This is a genomic window from Blastococcus sp. SYSU DS0828, from assembly GCF_054050975.1.
Window position 1 is genome coordinate 92,486 of sequence record NZ_JBJHAK010000013.1, and the last position, 17,917, is coordinate 110,402.

17 protein-coding genes and 1 pseudogene are annotated in these 17,917 nt (G+C 73.8%); 11 read left to right on the forward strand and 7 right to left on the reverse strand.

All coding sequences use genetic code 11. The annotated features are described in order from the left end of the window. Nucleotide 1 precedes the first annotated feature (1 nt). From ACI79Q_RS12375 to ACI79Q_RS12395, 5 genes are all read left to right on the forward strand, one after another. Nucleotides 2-1,102 (forward strand): 2-hydroxyacyl-CoA dehydratase, encoded by a 1,101-nt coding sequence (locus ACI79Q_RS12375; protein ID WP_456614766.1) that lies wholly within the window; start codon nt 2-4, stop codon nt 1,100-1,102. Beyond that, entirely contained in the window at nt 1,099-2,382 is a 1,284-nt protein-coding gene (locus ACI79Q_RS12380; RefSeq protein ID WP_456614767.1) for a 2-hydroxyacyl-CoA dehydratase, read from the forward strand. Before ACI79Q_RS12375 ends, ACI79Q_RS12380 begins: the two co-directional genes overlap by 4 nt. Before the next feature lie 64 nt (nt 2,383-2,446). Further along, nucleotides 2,447-3,514, forward strand: coding sequence for an ABC transporter substrate-binding protein (locus tag ACI79Q_RS12385; RefSeq protein WP_456614768.1), 1,068 nt, complete (start codon nt 2,447-2,449; stop codon nt 3,512-3,514). A gap of 196 nt (nt 3,515-3,710) precedes the next feature. Beyond that, a complete protein-coding gene (locus tag ACI79Q_RS12390; protein WP_456614769.1) occupies nt 3,711-5,126 on the forward strand; it encodes an alpha/beta hydrolase family protein in 1,416 nt (471 codons plus the stop codon). Between the two features lie 267 nt (nt 5,127-5,393). Further along, a complete protein-coding gene (locus ACI79Q_RS12395) occupies nt 5,394-6,278 on the forward strand; it encodes a PaaX family transcriptional regulator (protein ID WP_456614770.1) in 885 nt (294 codons plus the stop codon). A gap of 36 nt (nt 6,279-6,314) precedes the next feature. Here ACI79Q_RS12395 and ACI79Q_RS12400 read toward each other — a convergent pair whose 3' ends face one another. From ACI79Q_RS12400 to ACI79Q_RS12415, 4 genes are read right to left on the reverse strand one after another with little or no spacing between them, the layout of a single operon-like run. Next, nucleotides 6,315-6,773: a MaoC family dehydratase gene (locus ACI79Q_RS12400; protein WP_456614771.1), complete on the reverse strand. Its 459-nt coding sequence runs from the start codon at nt 6,771-6,773 to the stop codon at nt 6,315-6,317. Next, complete coding sequence (locus ACI79Q_RS12405) at nt 6,770-8,317, reverse strand: acyl-CoA synthetase (protein ID WP_456614772.1); 1,548 nt, start codon at nt 8,315-8,317, stop codon at nt 6,770-6,772. Before ACI79Q_RS12405 ends, ACI79Q_RS12400 begins: the two co-directional genes overlap by 4 nt. Continuing rightward, the gene (locus tag ACI79Q_RS12410) at nt 8,314-9,186 is read right to left on the reverse strand and encodes an amidohydrolase family protein (RefSeq protein ID WP_456614773.1); all 873 of its coding nucleotides are present in this window, start codon (nt 9,184-9,186) and stop codon (nt 8,314-8,316) included. The genes ACI79Q_RS12405 and ACI79Q_RS12410 overlap by 4 nt, the downstream gene beginning before the upstream one ends. Next, complete coding sequence (locus ACI79Q_RS12415) at nt 9,183-10,091, reverse strand: SDR family oxidoreductase (RefSeq protein WP_456614774.1); 909 nt, start codon at nt 10,089-10,091, stop codon at nt 9,183-9,185. The genes ACI79Q_RS12410 and ACI79Q_RS12415 overlap by 4 nt, the downstream gene beginning before the upstream one ends. A 90-nt stretch (nt 10,092-10,181) precedes the next feature. Between ACI79Q_RS12415 and ACI79Q_RS12420 the strand changes: the two genes are divergently transcribed. The 6 genes and pseudogenes from ACI79Q_RS12420 (at nt 10,182) to ACI79Q_RS12445 (ending at nt 15,092) form a co-directional block, all read left to right on the forward strand. Next, complete coding sequence (locus tag ACI79Q_RS12420) at nt 10,182-10,634, forward strand: MarR family winged helix-turn-helix transcriptional regulator (protein WP_456614775.1); 453 nt, start codon at nt 10,182-10,184, stop codon at nt 10,632-10,634. Between the two features lie 104 nt (nt 10,635-10,738). Next, nucleotides 10,739-11,722 carry an ABC transporter substrate-binding protein gene (locus tag ACI79Q_RS12425; protein WP_456614776.1) on the forward strand — a complete coding sequence of 328 codons (984 nt, stop codon included), beginning with the start codon at nt 10,739-10,741 and terminating at the stop codon, nt 11,720-11,722. 228 nt (nt 11,723-11,950) lie between these two features. After that, on the forward strand, nt 11,951-13,036 hold the full coding sequence (locus ACI79Q_RS12430) for a Rieske 2Fe-2S domain-containing protein (protein ID WP_456614777.1): 1,086 nt from the start codon (nt 11,951-11,953) through the stop codon (nt 13,034-13,036). Continuing rightward, nucleotides 13,033-13,329, forward strand: coding sequence for a hypothetical protein (locus ACI79Q_RS12435; protein ID WP_456614778.1), 297 nt, complete (start codon nt 13,033-13,035; stop codon nt 13,327-13,329). Before ACI79Q_RS12430 ends, ACI79Q_RS12435 begins: the two co-directional genes overlap by 4 nt. A 78-nt stretch (nt 13,330-13,407) precedes the next feature. Continuing rightward, a pseudogene (locus ACI79Q_RS12440) lies at nt 13,408-14,310 on the forward strand (PDR/VanB family oxidoreductase); the annotation flags it as partial. Next, entirely contained in the window at nt 14,283-15,092 is an 810-nt protein-coding gene (locus ACI79Q_RS12445) for an IclR family transcriptional regulator (protein WP_456614779.1), read from the forward strand. The pseudogene ACI79Q_RS12440 and the gene ACI79Q_RS12445, both read left to right, overlap by 28 nt. Before the next feature lie 44 nt (nt 15,093-15,136). Here ACI79Q_RS12445 and ACI79Q_RS12450 read toward each other — a convergent pair whose 3' ends face one another. From ACI79Q_RS12450 to ACI79Q_RS12460, 3 genes are all read right to left on the reverse strand, one after another. Continuing rightward, entirely contained in the window at nt 15,137-15,805 is a 669-nt protein-coding gene (locus tag ACI79Q_RS12450) for a CoA transferase subunit B (RefSeq protein WP_456590690.1), read from the reverse strand. Then, complete coding sequence (locus ACI79Q_RS12455) at nt 15,805-16,614, reverse strand: CoA transferase subunit A (RefSeq protein WP_456614780.1); 810 nt, start codon at nt 16,612-16,614, stop codon at nt 15,805-15,807. Before ACI79Q_RS12455 ends, ACI79Q_RS12450 begins: the two co-directional genes overlap by 1 nt. A gap of 168 nt (nt 16,615-16,782) precedes the next feature. Then, on the reverse strand, nt 16,783-17,769 hold the full coding sequence (locus tag ACI79Q_RS12460) for an anti-sigma factor RsbA family regulatory protein (protein ID WP_456590688.1): 987 nt from the start codon (nt 17,767-17,769) through the stop codon (nt 16,783-16,785). Nucleotides 17,770-17,917 lie beyond the last annotated feature (148 nt).

A 17,917-nucleotide genomic window follows, 5' to 3' on the forward strand; every position in this document is an offset into this window, starting at 1 on the left:
GATGACAGCGGTCCGCCGGCTCGCCGAGCTCTACACCGGCCGCCCCCAGCACGTCCGTGACCTGGCGGCGGGTGGCCGGCCGGTGGTCGGGGTCGTGGGCGCCGACGTCCCGGCCGAGCTGGTCGAGGCGTCCGGCGCCCTCGCCTACCGGCTGCACGGCGCACCGGACCGGGTGTCGGAGGAGGCGCGGTCGATCCTGGGCGCCGCGCTCGACCCGGTCGTGCACTCGGTCCTCACCCAGCTGCTCGACGGCTCGCTCGCCTTCCTCGACGGGCTGGTCGTCTCCCGGGACTCGCAGGCCTCGCTCCAGCTGTTCTACGCGCTGCGCGAGCTGCGCCGGATCGAGCCCTCCCGGCAGCTCCCACCGGTCGTGCTCCTGGACCTGCTGCACCTGCCGACGCCGCACACCGCGCGCTACGACGAGGTGCGGCTCGCGCAGCTGGCCGATCAGCTCGCCGGCTGGACCGGGACGGCGGCCACGCCCGGACGGCTGGCCGATGCCGTCCGCGCCGTGGGCCGGGTCCGGGCGCTCCTGCGCCAGGTGAGCGGGCTGCGCGCGGAGGGGCGGCTGACCGGGACGGTGGCCCTGCACTCGGTGGGGGTGGCGACGGCGCTGCCCACCGCCGACGCCGCGCCGCTGCTCGAGCAGGTGGTGGCGGAGGCGACGGAGCCCCGGACCGCCCGGAGGGTGTTCCTCACGGGCAGCGGTCAGGACGTCGACGACCTCTACCGCGCGCTGGAGGACCAGCTCGACTGCCTGGTGGTGGGGGAGGACCACGACTGGGGCCCTCTCACGCTGCCCACCGGTCCGGCTGCTCCCGACCTGGCGTCGCTGGCCCTCGTCTACCGGGACCGCGGTCCAGCTGCGCCGACCGCGTCGATCGGTCGTCGGGCCGCCGCCACTGCCCTGCGGGTCCGCGACAGCCGCGCCGACCTGCTGCTGGCCGTCGTCCGCGAGCACGACGAGGCGCCCGCGTGGGACTTCCCCGCCCAGGCCGCGGCGGTCGCCGTCCCCGCCGTGCTGCTCGCGCGGCAGCCGTACCGAGTCGCCGTCGACGACCTGCGGGCCGCTGTCGGGGTGCCCGCCCGGAGCAGGTCGTGAGCCGGCTGGCCGCGGCCGCCGCCGCGACGACGTACCAGAAGGAGTGGTTCGCCACCATCCGCGCGCGTGTCAGGGCCGGGGAACCGCTCGCCCTGGTGAACGCAGACGCCCCGCAGGAGCTGCTGCGCGCGATGGGCATCCCCTACGTGGTCAACCAGTGGTGGGCGTCGGTGGTCGCGGCGAAGCAGCGCGCCGACGACTCCCTTCAGGTGCTGCGCGGTCGCGGCTACCCCGACTACAGCCGCCAGTACGACGCGGTCGCCCTCGGCTCGCACTTCCTCGCCGATGCCCCGTGGGGCGGGCTGCCGCAGCCGACGGTCGTCATCGCGGAGAACAGCGGCGACGCGGCACGCAAGGTCTTCGACCTCTGGGACGAACTGCCGGGGACCGACTTCTACCCGCTGGAGCGGTCGTCGGCAGTCCAGGCGCCGCCGCGGTGGTGGGAGCTGGTGCCGCGCCGCTGGGAGGAAGCGTTCGGCGCCGAGCGCATCGACCTCCTGGCTGGGGAGATCACCGACCTGGCGGCCTGGCTCACCGAGCGCACCGGCCGGACCCTCGACCACGACCGGCTGCGCGCCGTGATGGACCTGGTCAACGAGCAGGCCGAGTGGAACCGCCGGACGCGGGACCTGATTGCCACCGCGCGGCCCACGCCGGTGCGCGTCGGCGACACAATCCCGGCGGTCATGGTGCCGCAGTGGCACCGCGGCACGGAGTGGGGCCGGGACGCGGCCCGCAGCCTGTACGAGGAGGTCGCCGGCCTCGTCGAGGCGGGCTCCGCCGTCGTGCCGGACGAGCGGCTGCGGCTGATGTGGCTGGGGCGCGGGCTCTGGTACGACCTCGGCCTCTACCGCCGGTTCGAGGAGCGCTACGGCGCGGTCTTCGTCTGGTCGATGTACCTGGCGATCGCCGCGGACGGCTACCTCCGGTACGGCCCCGACCCGGTGCGTGCGCTCGCGGGCCGGTTCGCGGGGCTCACCGACCAGCTCTACACCCCGCCGTGGAGCACCGACTGGTACGTCAAGGAGGCGCGCGCGCACGGCGTCGACGGCGTCGTCCACCTGGTCGCCGACGACGTGCCCGGCAGCTGGTTCACCACCAGGGCACTCGAGGACGCCGGCATCCCCGTCCTGGAGATCCACGCCAGCAACGCCGATCCGCGCACGGGCGGGGTCGATCGGATCGACGCGGCGGTCAGCGGATTCATCGAGCACCGGTTCCCGCAGCGGCCGCACCCGGAAGGGGGGCCGCCCATGCAGGCCGACGTCCCCACCGGTTGACGACGACCCACCCGCCATCCCTCCCAGACCCCCGCGCCGAAGCGGGACGAGAAAGGACACCTCAATGCGCATCAGGAACTCGAGCACCGTGGGGCACGGTGCGGGCCCCGCTCCGGCGCTGGCCCTGACCATGGCCCTGACCCTGGTCCTCGCCGCCTGCGGGGGAGGGAGCGGCGGGGGGAGCGACGAGGTCGCGGCGCCGACCCTCGCGAGCTCCGACGAGTTGGACGAGCTCGTCGCCGCCGCCGAGGAGGAGGGCTGTCTCACCGTGTACGGGACTGTCGACGAGACGATCCTGCAGTCGGTCACGGACGCCTTCTCCGAGCAGTACGGCATCCCGGTCTCCTTCGTCCGTCTCGTGTCGGCGGACCTGAGCCAGCGCTTCGCCACGGAGGCGCAGGCCGGCGCGACGGTCGCCGACGTCGTGCTCCTGACCGTGTCGCCCTTCTACGGAGAGGCGTTGGGCAACGGGTGGCTGCAGCCGGTCGACGAGGCCGGGCTGCCGGCCTTCCCGGGCGAGTTCCCCGACGACTACACGGCCGACGACGGCGCGACGCCGGTCATCAGCCTGGTGCCGACGACGATGGTCTACAACACCGATCTGGTCACCGAGCCCCCCACGTCGTGGGAGGCCTACGCGGATCCGGCGAACAAGGGGGAGCTGCTGCTCGCCGAGCCGTCCTCCTCCCCGGCGAACGTCTCCTTCTGGCAGCTGATGCGGGAGGAGTACGGCGACGACTTCCTCCAGGCCGTCGCGTCGAACGAGCCGCGCTGGTACAACTCCGCGGTCCCGGCCACCCAGGGGGTGGCCGCCGGTGAGGGTGCGCTCGGCTTCCCGGGTGTGTCCGCCATCGTGGCCGGCCTGCAGGAGCAGAACGCCCCGGTCGATGCGGCCGTGCTGACGCCGACCACGGGTCCGGAGATCGGCCTCGGCCTGGCCGCGGACAGTCCGTGCCAGAACGCGGGAAAGCTCTTCGCCAACTACCTGCTCTCCGAGGAGGGCAACTCCTACTTCAACGAGGTGTCCGACGCCATCTCCCCGTTCGGGGAGGACGCGCAGGACTTCGTCCGGCCCACCCCGGTTCCCGAGGCCGAGGCGGCCGAGATCAGCGCTCTGCTCGGGGCTTCCTGATCCGGGCGGGCTGTGCCCGCCTCCGCGCCGGCGCAGCCCGCCCGGACCACCCCCGACCGGTCAGCTCCGCGGAGCGGGCCGGATGCCCCTGTTCCGCCGTCCGTCCCCGACGACCGTCGGAGGCGAGGCGCCACCCGCTCGTGCCCACGGGCGGGTGCCACCGACCCCTTCCGGGTCCGATCGAGGGAGATGACGCATGCTCCGACGAAGCCTGCTCGCGGCTGCCACGCTCACCGCCGCCGCCGGCGGCATCGCACTCGCGCCACCTGCCGCTGCCGACGGCAGCCCCTGCACCACCGGCGCGGACGGGGTCCGCGTCTGCACCGGTGCGACCACCGCCGAGGACGGTGCGCAGGCGCCGTTCCGCTACGAGGTGCCGGCCGACTGGAACGGCACGCTGCTCCTCTGGAGCCGGGGCGGGCCGGTGCCGACGCCGCCCATGCCCGGCCCCGACAACCTGCGCGCGACCCTGCTCGACCAGGGGTACGCCCTCCTTGCGTCCACCTACTCGCACTTCGGGTGGGCCGTCGAGGAGGGACCTGCTGACCAGATGGCCGCGCTGGACGTCTTCGAGACCGAGATCGGCAGCCCGGAACGGACGATCGCCTGGGGTGGCTCGCTGGGCGGGGTCATCACCGGCGCGATCGCCGAGCGCTTCCCCGACCGCATCGACGGGGCCATCCCGCTGTGCCACGGGCTGGGCGGCACGGTGGCGCAGTGGAACCAGCTGCTCGACGCCACCTTCGTGGTCGACGAGCTGATCGCGACCGGTGACGACCTCGACCTGGTTCACCTACCGCCGTACCCCGGCCCCACCCCGCCGGACGCCGCCACCACCGCGGCGCTGCTGCAGCAGGCGCAGTCCACGCCGGAGGGACGCGCGCGCATCGCCCTGGCGGCGGCCATGAACAACTCGCCCCTGTGGGTGGATCCGGCCGATCCGCGTCCTGACCGGCGTGATCTCGCGGCGCAGCAGGCCCAGATGCACCACGCCCTGCAGAACGCGGTCCGGCTCGGCATGGGGGTGCCGCGCCAGGAGCTCGAGTACCGCGCCGGCGGGAACTTCTCCTGGAACGTCGGGGTGGACTACCGGGAGCAGCTGCAGCGGTCAGGGCACCGGCAGCTCGTGGAGGCCCTGTACCGCGAGGCCGGGCTGGACCTGCGGAGGGACCTGGACCTCCTCGCCACCGCGCCACGGATCGCGGCCGACCCCGACGCCGTCGCCTACGCCCTGGAGAACCTCGCACCCAGCGGTGAGCTGCTCGTGCCGGTGCTGACGATGAACACCACGGGCGATGCCTCGGCCCTGGCCGCGCACAGCCGCACCTACGAGGACGCCGTCCGCCGGGCAGGAGATGCGGGGATGCTGCGCACGGCCTACGTGGATGCCCCCGGTCACTGCACCTTCACCGCGGCTGAGCACCTCGCGGCTCTGCGCGCGATGGAGCACCGGCTCGACACCGGCCGTTGGGGGCAGGCGGCGACGCCCGGGGCGATGAACCGGGTCGCCGAGACCAGCGCTGTGCCCGGCCCCGCACGTTTCGTGCGGTACCTCCCTGAACGGCTCCTGCGTCCGTGCAACGCGGGTCAGATCTGCTCCGGGCAGCCCTGACCGCTCACACCGGCGGGGGGGGGGGGGGGGGGGGGGGGGGGGGGGGGGGGGGGGGGGGGGGGGGGGGGGGGGGGGGGGGGGGGGGGGGGGGGGGGGGGGGGGGGGGGGGCCGGCGGGGGGCGCTGCCCGCGCCGCGCCACTCCCCGCCCGCGCCCCCCGCCCCCCCCCCCCCCCCCCCCCCCCCCCCCCCCCCCCCCCCCCCCCCCCCCCCCCCCCCCCCCCCCCCCCCCCCCCCCCCCCCCCCGCCGGTGTGCATGGTGGGCGAAGATGAGCGGGATGGAGACCGAGGGCAGGGTGGATCCGGGGGACGACGTGGTTCTCCGGCCCGAGAGCCTCCTGCTCACCTTCTACGGGGCCCACGTCCTCGGCCGGCCGGTCATGGTGGGCACCCCCAGCCTGATCGACGTGATGGAACGGGTGGGGGTCTCCCCGCACGCCACCCGGTCGGCGATCGCGCGGATGGTCACCCGGGGTCGCCTGGTGGGCAAGCGGCGCGGTCGGCAGGTGTACTACGGCCTGACCCCTGCCTCCGTGGCGGCCCTCCACGAGGGCTATGTCCGCATCTGGCGCACCGGCGCCGTCAACCGGCACTGGGACGGCCGGTGGACGCTGCTGAGCTTCAAGCTGCCCGAGTCGTGGCAGCGGCAGCGGCACGAGCTGCGGACGAGGTTGCTGTGGGCCGGTTTCGGTCCGCTCCAGGGAGGGCTCTGGATCGCGCCGTCGGTGCCCGACCTGGATCGTCTCCTCGCGGGGCTGGAGGCGGCCGAGCACGTGCGCGCCTTCGTGGCCCAGCCGCACACCGGGGTGGACCCCGCCGCCATGCTGGCCGATGTCTGGGACATCCCAGGTCTGGCCCGTCGGTACCAGAGGTTCCTCGAGCGCTGGGACGGCGGGGTCGCCGACCGCACCCATACCGATCCGCTCGGCCGGCAGCTCGCCCTCCAGGAGGAGTGGCGGCTAGCACTCCGGCAAGAACCGCACCTACCGGTCGAGCTGCTGCCGCAGCCGTGGCCGGCGGAGCTGGCGCAGGAACTGTTCCACCGGTTGCACGCGGAGGTGGAAGTGCGGGCGCGGGCGGTCGCCGGGGGCGTGCTCGACACCATCCCGGCGCGCGAGGACTCCGCCCTGGAGCCGGACGCAGGAGGGGAGTGAGACCGGTTCATCGGCTCCACCCCCTCCTGCGTCCGCTCAGCCGCCGTAGAAGCGGAAGACCGGCTCGGCGATGCACACCGGCTTGGCGGCGCCCTCGGCCTCGATCACGGCGGCGACGGTCACCTGGAGACCGCCGGCCACCTCCTCGACGTCCTGCAGCGTGGCGGTCAGACGCAGCTTCGAGCCGACCGGCACGGGGGCGGGGAAGCGGACCTTGTTCAGGCCGTAGTTGACACCCATCGTCGCGTCGCTGACGACGAGCACCTCCGACCACATGGGGATGAGCAGCGACAGGGTCAGGTAGCCGTGGCCGATGGGCCCGCCGAACGGGCTCTCGGCCTTCGCGCGCTCGACGTCGACGTGGATCCACTGGTGGTCGCCGGTCGCGTCGGCGAAGAGGTTCACCCGTTCCTGGGTGACCTCGACCCAGTCACTCGTGCCGAGCTCGGTGCCCTTCAGCGCGGGGAGTTCGGCCATCGTCGTGGTGGTGCTCATGCGGGGGTCTCCTCGGTGTGCAGGTATCGGTTCCGCAGGTCGGGCTTGCGGACCTTGCCGGTGGCGGTCTTGGGCAGCTCGTCGGCGAACTCGACCAGGCGCGGCACCTTGAAGCCGGCCAGCCGCCGCCGCAGGGCGGTGCGGACGACGTCGGCATCGCGTTCGGTGCCCGGTGCCACCACCAGCACGGCCAGGCCGACCTCTCCCCACTTGTCGTCGGGCACACCGATGACGGCGGCCTCGACGATGCCCGGCAGCTCGAGCAGCGCGGACTCGACCTCCGCGGGGTAGATGTTCTCCCCGCCGGAGATGATCATGTCCTTGTACCGATCGCGGATGTAGAGGAAGCCCTCGGCGTCGACCGAACCGGCGTCCCCGGTCCGGTACCAGCCGTCGACCAGCACCTCGGCGGTCCGCTCCGGGTCCTGCCAGTAGCCGGCCATGACGTTGGGCCCCCGGACGAGCACCTCGCCGACCTCGTCGGGTGCGGCGTCGGTGCCGTCGGGCCGGGCGATCCGGACGTCGGTGAAGAACACCGGCTTGCCGGCCGAACCCACCTTCCGCACGGCGTCAGCGGAGTCGAGGACCGTGCACCCCGGGGCGGCCTCGGTCATCCCGTAGGCCTGCTGCATGGTGACCCCTCGGTCCAGCCAGGTCCGCAGCGTCGGCAGGGGGACGGCGGCTCCGGCGGCGCCGATCGTGCGCAGCGCGGAGAGGTCGCGGGTACCGAACTCCGGGAGTCGGGCCATCGCGTCGAGCATCGTGGGGACGGCGAAGAACGAGTTGATCCGCTGCTCCTCGATGACCCGCAGCGTCTCCGCCGGGTCGAAGCGGCGCACGACCACCGCGCAGCCGCCCCGCAGCAGCGTCGGGTTGACCGTGCCGTTGAGACCGCCGATGTGGAACAGCGGGGCCAGTGCCAGCGTGCGCTCGTGCTGGTCGAAGTCGAACCCCAGCAGCTGGTTGACCGCGTTCCACGTCATGTTGCCGTGGGTGAGCACCGCGCCCTTGGGCCGGCCGGTGGTCCCGGAGGTGTACATGATCAGGCAGGGGTCGTCGAGGGTCACCGGCTCGTCCCGGGCATCGGCGTCGGCCTCGGCGAGCAGGTCCTCGTAGGGCAGGGAGCGGGCCCCGCCGTCGGTCGGGGGTTCGGCCGCCACCCAGTGCCGGACGTCGGGCAGCCGATCGCGCAGCGCGTCGGCGAGGCTGCCGTGGTCCGGTCCGTGCACGACGACCGACGCGCCGGAGTGCGTGAGGACGTACTCCGCCTCGGGCGGGGCCAGCCGGGCGTTCACCGGCACCCAGATCGCACCGAGCTGACCACAGGCGTAGAGGGTCTCCAGCGCCGACGGGTGGTTGCCGCCGGTCCAGGCCACCCGGTCACCGCCACGCACGCCGAGCCCGGCGAGGGCCCCGGCGGTCCGGCGCACGCGGTGCGCGAATCCGGCGTGCGTCGTCGTCGCCCCGTCGAACCAGATGGCATCGCGGTCGGGGGAGATGCGCAGCCGTCGTTCCGGCCACGAGCCCAGGCCGGCGTTCCTCACCGCAGCCCCAGGGCGCGGATCGCGTTCTCCTTCATGACCAGCGGCCGGACCTCGTCCTTGACGTCGAGCTTCGCGAAGTCCGCGACCCAGCGCTCGGGTGAGAGCAGGGGATAGTCCGACCCGAACAGCACCTTGTGCCTGAGCAGGCTGTTGGCCGCCCGGACCAGCTGCGGCGGGAAGTACTTGGGCGACCAGCCGGAGAGGTCGATGTAGACGTTGGCCTTGTGCTGGGCGACGGCGATCGCGGCGTCCTGCCAGGGCACCGACGGGTGGGCCATGATGATCGTCAGCCCGGGGAAGTCGGCGGCGACGTCGTCGAGCAGCATGGGGTCGGAGTAGCGCAGTTTGATCCCGCGCCCGCCCGGCAGGCCGGAGCCGATGCCGGTCTGGCCGGTGTGGAACAGGGCGGGGACGCCGAGGCTCTCCAGCTCGGCCCACAGCGGGTAGTGGCGCCGGTCGTTGGGCTCGAACGCCTGGATCGAGGGGTGGAACTTGAACCCCCGTACACCGTGCTCCTCGACGAGCCGCCGGGCGGCGCGGATGCCGGCCGCGCCGCGAGCGGGGTCGATGGAGCCGAAGGGGATCAGGACGTCGGGGTGCTCGGCGGCGGCCCGGGCGATCTCCTCGTTGGAGAGGGTCGGGTGCCCGGTGGCAAGCTCGGAATCGACGGTGAAGACCACCGCCGCCATCCGCTGCGCCCGGTAGTGCTCGGCGAGCTCCGGCACGGTCGGGTGGTGCGGCTCGCCCTTGAAGTACTTGGCTGCGGCCGACAACAGCTCGTCGTCCATCGAGAGATGCCCGTGCAGGTCCTGCTCGACGTGCACGTGGACGTCGATGGCGACGAGGTTCTCCAGGTCGAGGCCCGTCACTTCGGGGGCTCCGGGAACTCCTGGCCGACCTTTTGCTGCGACCCGGCGAACGCCCCCGGCCACACGCCGGCGACGGCGTCGGCCGACCAGCCGGTGCCGTCGGCGAACTCCACCACGACCTCGCGTGGGTGGCTCCACAGCGCCAGCCGGTCGCCGCCGATGCCGACGACCTGGCCGGTGATGCCGGCCGCCGCGTCTGAGGCCAGGAAGGCGACCACGCCGGCGGCGTCCTCGGGCGGCCCGAGGCTGAGCTCGCGGCGGCCGTACTCGGCCAGCGGTCCGCCGGTCGGCATGGCCTCGATGTAGGGCTTGAGGAAGGGCGCGGTCTCGGTCATCGCCGTGATGGCCACCGGGACGATCGCGTTGACCGTGATCTGCGCCCGCGCGAGCTCCATGGCCCAGGTGCGCACCATGCCGACGATGCCGGCCTTGGCCGCGGCGTAGTTGGTCTGGCCGAAGTTGCCGACCTGGCCGGTGGGGGAGCCCACGCAGATGATCCGGCCGCCCTCGCCCTGTTCGCGCAGCCGGACCGCGGCTGCGCGCGTGCACGTGAACGTGCCGCGCAGGTGGGTGGTGATGACGGCGTCGAAGTCGTCGTCGGTCATCTTCCAGAGTGTGGTGTCCCGCAGGATGCCGGCGTTGTTGACCAGGATGTCGAGCCGACCGAACTCCGACACCGCCCGGTCCACCAGTGCCTGCGCGGCCTCGCTGGTGCCCACCGGCACGACCTCGGCGACCGCGGTGCCACCGGCGTCGGTGATCGAGCGCACGGCCTGGTCGGCGACGTCGGGGTCGACGTCGTTCACGACGACGGAGGCCCCGCGACGAGCCAGTTCGGCGGCGTACGCCAGACCCAGTCCCCGGCCGCTGCCGGTGACGATCGCTACCTTGCCCGACAGGTCCACGAGTCTCCCTCGTTCGAAGTGGACGGCTGGGAACGTCGCCGACGCTAGATCGATATTGTGGAGGATGTCAACGATGAAGGAGCGATGGACGTGAACACCAGGGTGGCCGGCCTGACCGACGACGTCGGCTTCCTGCTCACCCGCGCGAGCGGGCTCTTCGTCCGGGCGACCAACGCCGCCCTGGTCTCGTACGGGCTGCGCGTGCGGTCGTACTCGGTGCTCCTCCTCGCGTCCGACGCGCCGGCGGGTGTGTCCCAGCGGGACCTGGCCGAGGTCCTGGGTCTCGACCCCAGCCAGGTGGTGCTGCTGGTGGACGATCTGGCCGATTCCGGCCTGGTGGAGCGGCGCCCCTCGGACGTCGACCGGCGGACGAAGCTCGTCGCCGCGACGGCGGCCGGGCGCGTGGTGCGGGAGCGGGCTGCCGCCGACGTCGCCACCGCGGTGGCGACGCAGCTGTCCGACCTGACCGGGACCGAGCAGTACCTCCTGCGGGACCTGCTCGGGCGCCTGGTGTGGGGCAACCGGGCGGCCGGTCCCGCCTGACGGCGACTTCCGCGCCGTCGCGCGCGGGGGGCTGGCCAGGTTTCGATGTGACGTGCATCATGCCTGGTGTCAACCGTTGAGAATCTCACGCACCGGGAGTCGCCGTGACGCGTCGCTGGATCCCTGCCCTGCTCGCCTCGATGCTGGCCGTCGCCGCGTGCGGAGGGGGTGAGGCGGACGGGCCGGACGCCGCCGGTTCGGCCGGCGGCGACGGTGAGCTGCGCGAGGTGACCGTCGGGATGCTGCCGATCCTGCCCACGGCCGCCCTCTACGCAGGCATCGATGAGGGCTTCTTCGCCGATCGCGGCATCGAGGTCACCGTCGAGACCGGTCAGGGCGGAGCCGCCCTGCTGCCGGCGGTCATGGGCGGTCAGATCGACTTCGCGACGAGCAACCCGGTGTCGTTGCTCCAGGCGCGCGGGAGGGGGCTGGACGTCCGCGTGATCGCCCACTGGACCTCGGCGCTGTCCGAGGGTGGCACCGACGTCAACGGCGTGGTGGCGACCGCCGCGTCCGGCATCGAGTCGGCCGCCGACCTCGAGGGGAAGACCGTCGCGGTGAACACGCTCAGCGGGATGGGCGGCCTGACCATCCGGGAGGCGGTGCGCCAGGACGGCGGTGACCCCGACGCGGTCGACTTCGTCGAGCTGCCCTTCCCCGACATGCCCGCCGCCCTGGAGGGCGGCAACGTCGATGCCGTGTGGGTACCCGAGCCGTTCCTGAGCAGCCTGCAGGGCCGCGGCAACGTCGTCGCGACCTACTCCAGCATGGACTCGGTGCAGGGCCACCCGACCCAGCTCTTCTTCACCTCCGGGCAGCTGGTCGAGTCCGACCCCCAGCTGGTCGAGGACTTCACCGCCGCGATCGAGGAAACCCTCGAGTTCGCCGAGGAGAACCCGGACGCGGTCAAGGCCCAGATCTCCGTGGTGCTGCCGCAGCTGCCGCCGGAGGTCGCCGAGCAGGTGCGCCTGGAGGAGTTCGGAACCGACCTGCGGCGCGACCAGCTCGAGCAGCTGGGAGAGCTCATGGTCGAGGACGGCCTGCTCGAGGAGGACGCCGACATCGACGGGTTGCTCGCCGGCACGTGACCGCTCCGGAGCCGTCCCCCGGGGCCCGCCCGCAGCCGGCGCGGGCCCCGGGCCGCTCCGCCCACCGGGGGTGCTGCTCACGACCCGACCTGTCGGGTCGGCCCGCGCGGCGGCCGGCGGCGGCGCCCGACCACCGATCGGTCTTCCGCCACGCGGAAGACCCGTTCTGGTGACGAGGTGACGGCGGTCACGCTCGGGGCAGGTCGGAACGAGGAGGATACAGGACGGATGACGTCGATCGTGCGCAACCAGTGGTACGTGGCCGCCTACGGGCGCGAGGTCGGACGGGAGCTGTTCAGCCGCACCATCTGCGGCGAGTCGATCCTGTTCTGGCGGACCGAGGCCGGGGAGGTCACCGCGATGAGCGACCGGTGCGTGCACCGTCGGTTCCCGCTCTCCCAGGAGCCGAGCCACCTCGTCGGCGACACGGTCGTCTGCGGCTACCACGGCTTCACCTACGGCGCGGACGGCGTCTGCGTCGCCGTCCCCGGGCAGACCCGGGTACCGCGCACCGCGCGGCTGAAGAGCTATCCCGTGCTCGAGCAGGACAGCTTCGTGTGGGTGTTCATCGGCGACCCGGACCTGGCGGAGACCACTCGGATCCCGCGGGCGCCGTGGCTGGACATGGCGGGCTGGACGACGGTCTCGGGCATGGAACCGCTCGCCGCGCGGGCCAGCCTCCTGGTCGACAACCTCATGGATCTCTCGCACGAGACCTACCTGCACGGCGGCTACATCGGCACCCCCGAGGTCGCCGAGACCCCCATCACCACGGAGGTCGACGACGAGGCCGGGATCGTCTACGTCAGCCGGCACATGGCCGACGCCGCCTGCCCGCCCTTCTACTCGAAGAGCACCGGCATCGAGGGCCGGATCACCCGCTGGCAGGACATCGAGTTCACCCCGCCCTGCCTGTACAAGCTGCACAGCCGGATCGCCCCGGTCGGGGTGCTGCCGAACGACGACGGCACCGACCCCGATGCCTTCCACGTCGAGGTCGTCTACGCGATCACCCCGGAGACGGAGCATTCCACGCACGACTTCTGGGCCGTCGCCCGGGACTTCGCGCTCGACGACCAGGGCGTGTCGGACTTCCTGGCCGAGAACAACCGCACCGTCGTCCTGCAGGACGTCGTCGCGCTGAACGTGCTCGAGCAGGTGCTTACCGGCGAGGCCGACGGCTACCAGGAGCTCTCCATCAACATCGACACCGGTGGGCTGGCCGCCCGGCGGATCATCGCCCGGCTGGCAGCCGAGGCCGACGGTGCCGCGGCCGCCCCGGCACCGCGCGCCCCCGCCGGAGCCGGCCGGTGAGCGGCATGACCCTGCCGCCACCCCGGCACGTGCTCGGGGGCGAGCGGGTGCTACGGGTGAACTGGCTGCCCGGATCCGACCGGCTGCGCGGGCGGTGCCACTGCGGCGCAGAGGCGGAGGCCGAGGACCCGGTGCGGATGTGGGAGTGGCTGCTGGCTCACCCCGACCATCCTGCCGGGGGGCCGGACGGTCCGGAGCTGCCGGCCGAGCTCCCGCCCCCGCCCGCGCACGTGGTCACCGACCCGGCGGTCCTGCGGGCCCGGGAACGGTCTCGCATCCCCGTCCCCGCGTAGGTGGAAGGAGCTTCTCCGGTGCACAGCACCCACGACGAGGTGGACCTGCGGCTGCGGGTCGACCGGCGGACGACGGGCGCGGAAGGCGTCGTGGTCCTGGACCTGCGCCACCCCGGCGGGGGCGAGCTGCCCGCCTGGTCGGCCGGCGCGCACATCGACCTGCGCCTGCCGGGCGGGCTGACCCGCCAGTACTCGCTCTGCGGGAACGCGGCGGACCGGTCGGTGTGGCGGATCGCCGTCCTCCGGGAACCGGAGGGCCGGGGCGGGTCCGCGCAGGTGCACGACGACCTCGTCGAGGGAGCCGAGGTGGAGGTGCGCGGGCCGCGCAACCACTTCCCGCTGGTGCCGGCGCCGCGGTACCTGTTCGTCGCCGGCGGCATCGGGATCACGCCGATCCTGCCCATGATCGACGCCGCCGAGGCGGCCGGTGCCGACTGGGAGCTGCACTACGGGGGCCGCAGCCGGCGGTCGATGGCGTTCCTCGAGGCGCTCGAGGACGCGACCGGCTCCCGCGTCACGCTCCACCCGCAGGACGAGGTCGGGCTGATCGACCTGGAGGGGCTGCTGGCCGGGCCGCGGCCCGGCACGCTCGTCTACTGCTGCGGCCCGGAGCCGCTGCTGGCGGCCGTCGAGCAGCGCTGCCAGCACTGGCCCGAGGGGTCGCTGCACCTGGAGAGGTTCACCCCCAAGGACGTCGGCGAGCCCGTGCTCACCGACTCCTTCGAGGTGGAGCTGGCGGTGAGCGGGCTGGCGCTCACCGTCCCCCCGGAGAAGTCTGTCCTGGAGGTGGTCGAGCAGGCCGGGGTGGGCGTGCTGTCCTCGTGTCAGGAAGGAACGTGCGGAACGTGCGAGACGACGGTCCTCTCCGGCGTGGTGGACCACCGGGACTCGCTGCTCACGCCGGCCGAGCAGGCGGCGAACGACACGATGTTCATCTGCGTGTCCCGGGCGGCGTGCCCGAAGCTGGTGCTGGAGCTCTGACCGGCTCGCGCACCGCCGGCGGCAAGCTGCTGGCCGTACTCGGCTCGTTCACCCGGGAACGATCGGCGCTGACGCTGTCCGACATCTCCCGAACCGTCGGCGTGCCGCTGTCGACAGCCCACCGGCTGGTGGGGGAGCTCTGCTCCTGGGGCGCGCTCGAACGCGGCGACGACGGCCGGTACCGGATCGGCCTGCGCATCTGGGAGCTCGGCGCGCTGGCACCACGGGCCCTCGGGCTGCGCGAGGCCGCGCTGCCGTTCATGGAGGACCTCTACGAGGTCACCCACGAGAACGTGCAGCTCGCCGTCCGGGACGACCTCGACGTGGTGTTCGTCGAGCGGTTCGCCGCCCGGGACGCCGTCGCGGTCCTCACCCAGGTGGGGGGTCGCTTCCCGCTGCCGCCCACCGGCGTCGGGCTCGTGCTGCTCGCGCACGCACCGGCCGACGTGCAGGAGCGCGTGCTCGCCGGTCCGCTGCGCCGGTACACCGAGCACACGGTCACCGATCCGCGCCAGCTCCGCCGGGTGCTGGCCGAGGTCCGGCGCGCCGGCGTGGCCGTGAGCGACCGGCAGGTGACCACCGATGCGGTGTCGGTGGCGGCGCCGATCGAGGTGCGCGGCAGCGTGGTGGCCGCGCTGTCGATCGTGGTCCGTGGCAGCTCCTCGGCCGCCGTCCGGTCCATGACGCCCGGTGTGCGTGCGGCCGCGCGCGGCATCTCGCGCACGCTGGACCGCGCCGCGGACGGGGGCGGGCCCGGCGAGCAGCCGGCCGCCCTGCCCTGAGCCCGGCGGAGCGCCGGCCGGGCTCGCGCCGGCGCTCCGGGGGGTCAGACGGAGGCGGGCAGCGGCATCTCGCGGACGTCGTCGGCGACGGTGAGCGGGGCGCCGGTCGCGGCGACCACGTCGTCGGCGGAGACCCCGGGCGCCGTCTCGCGCAGGACCAGGCCGTCCGGGGTGACGTCGATGACGGCGAGGTCGGTGACGACGCGGTCGACGCAGGCCTTGCCGGTCAGCGGCAGGGTGCACTCCTGCACGATCTTCGGTGAGCCGTCGCGGGCCACGTGCTCCATCATGATGATCACACGGCGGGCGCCGTGGACGAGGTCCATCGCCCCGCCCATCCCGTTGACCATCTTGCCGGGGATGAGCCAGTTGGCCAGGTCGCCGCGGGGGTTGACCTGCATGGCGCCCAGCACCGCGACGTCCAGGTGCTGGCCCCGGATCATGCCGAAGGACATCGCCGAGTCGAAGAAGCTGGCGCCGGGCAGGAGCGTGACGGTCTCCTTGCCGGCGTTGATCAGGTCCGGGTCCTCCTCGCCCTCGAAGGGGTAGGGGCCGACGCCGAGGACGCCGTTCTCCGAGTGCAGGACCACGTGCACGCCCTCGGGCACGTAGTTCGGCACCAGGGTGGGCATCCCGATGCCCAGGTTGACGTACTGGCCGTCCTCCAGCTCCAGTGCCACACGGGCGGCCAGCTGCTCACGGGTCAGGGCCATCAGCGTGCTCCCTCGGTGGTGGCTTCCTCGCCGGCGGCGGCCGGGGTCTGCGCGCGGTCGGTGCGGGGCCGGGTCGTTCGCCGCTCGATCGGCTTGCGGTCGCCGCCGACGACCACCACGCGGTCGACGTAGACGCCGGGCAGGTGCACGTCCTCGGGCGTGATCTCGCCCGGCTCGGCGAGCTCCTCGACCTCGGCGATCGTGATCCGCCCGGCCATCCCGGCGAGCGGGTTGAAGTTGCGCGCCGACTCGTGGAACACCAGGTTGCCGTGCCGGTCGCCCACGGCGGCGTGCACCAGCCCGAAGTCGGCGGTCAGGGCGGTCTCCAGCACGTACTGCCGCCCGTCGAACTCCCGCACCTCCTTCGGCCGGCTCACCTCCACGACGGTGCCCTCGGCGTCGTAGCGGAGGGGGATGCCGCCCTCGGCGACCAGCGTGCCGACGCCGGTGGGGGTGTAGAAGGCGGGGATGCCGGCGCCGCCGGCGCGCAGCCGCTCGGCCAGCGTGCCCTGCGGGGTCAGCTCGACCTCCAGCTCGCCGGACAGGTACAGCCGGGCCAGCTCCTTGTTGCCGCCGACGAAGGAGCTGATCGTCTTGCGGATCCGCCCCGCGTAGAGCAGCACGCCGAGGGCCTGGTCGTCGACCCCGCAGTTGTTGGAGATGGTCGTCAGCTGATCCGTGCCCTGCTCGAGGATCGCGTCGATCAGCGCGTACGGCACCCCGCACAGCCCGAACCCGCCCACCGCGAGCGTCGCACCCGCGGGGATGTCGGCCACCGCCTCCGCGGCGGAGGGAAGCACCTTGTCCACGTCAGCCCTCCCGTTCCACGAGGACGGTGATCCGTCCGTGGTCCGTGCGCGCCCGATCCACCACGCTGCTCCCATCGTCGCCCGGTCGAGGTCCCCAGTATCGCGGCCCGCGGGTGCGCCGCGCGGCCACCGTCCCCACTGGACGGAAACGGGGAACGGTGTGACTGCTCAGCGCAGGACGGTGGTGAGCCGGACGCGCACCCCGCCGTCGCCGGGGTGGTGCGCGCCACCGGAGATGTCCACGTGGTCGCAGAGCTGCCGGGCCAGCCACAGCCCCATGCCTCCCCGGGAGAGGTCCGACCCGTGCGCCGGCCCGTACCCGGCGAACGGGTCGTCCCAGCCCGGCCCACCGTCGGCGATGGTGCACACGATCCGGTCCGCGGTGGTCCAGAGGCGGAGGCTCACCGGCGGCAGCCCGTGCCGGACGGCGTTGGAGGTCATCTCGTCCACGGCGAGCAGGAAGTCCTCGACCAGGTCGGCGGGCGCCGCGACCCCGGCGAGCTGGGCGGCGACGGCGTGCCGCAGGCCGATGAAGTCGGCGACGTCGGCGGCCGCGAACCGCGGCGGCGTCGCCTCGAGCGGCTCGTCGGGCACCGGCAGCGTGCGCAGGTAGCTGGCCGGTTCGGTGTACGCGGGGTTGAGGGTGCGGCTCGCGGGCGTCACCAGGTGCGTGTGGGTGCGGGTCGCGGTGGCGAGCACCGGCTCGGGGAGGCGCTGGGTGTCGAACGCGCAGACGCCCCAGAGGTCCCAGCCGCGCAGCGCCTCGTTGATGACGGCGTCGTAGCGCTCCCACTCGAGCCACTGGCGCGGCGTGGTCCCGAAGTCCAGCTCGCCGAGCACCCGGACCCGCGCCGCCCCGGCGGCCCGCTGGCCCTCGGCCAGCCGGCGGAAAGCGGTGATGGCGGCCGGCGTCCGCGGCCCGTAGGCGTCGCCGCGGTCGAGGACCAGTACCCGCTCGTCGTCCAGCGCCTCGCGCAGCGCGGCGGCGGCCGGGGGCGAGGCGGCGACCACCGCGGCGTCGCCGGCGGCCAGGCCCGCGCGGAGGAACGGGCCCGCCGTGGCGACGAGCTCCTCCAGGGAGTCGTAGAGCAGCGCGTCGTGGGCGAAGCCCTCCGCCGCGGGGTGGCCGTGGCCACCCGCTGCCGTCCAGTCCACCTGTGCCCCTGCTCGTCGCGTCCGTCGCCCCGGGTCCGTACTCCACGGTAGGCCAGTACGCGGTCGCGGCGCGCCCGCCCCCCGTGCGGGGGCCGGCCCGCGCCCGCGCGCCGGTGTCCCCCCGGGCGGTTGCCGCGCCGGCGCCGGC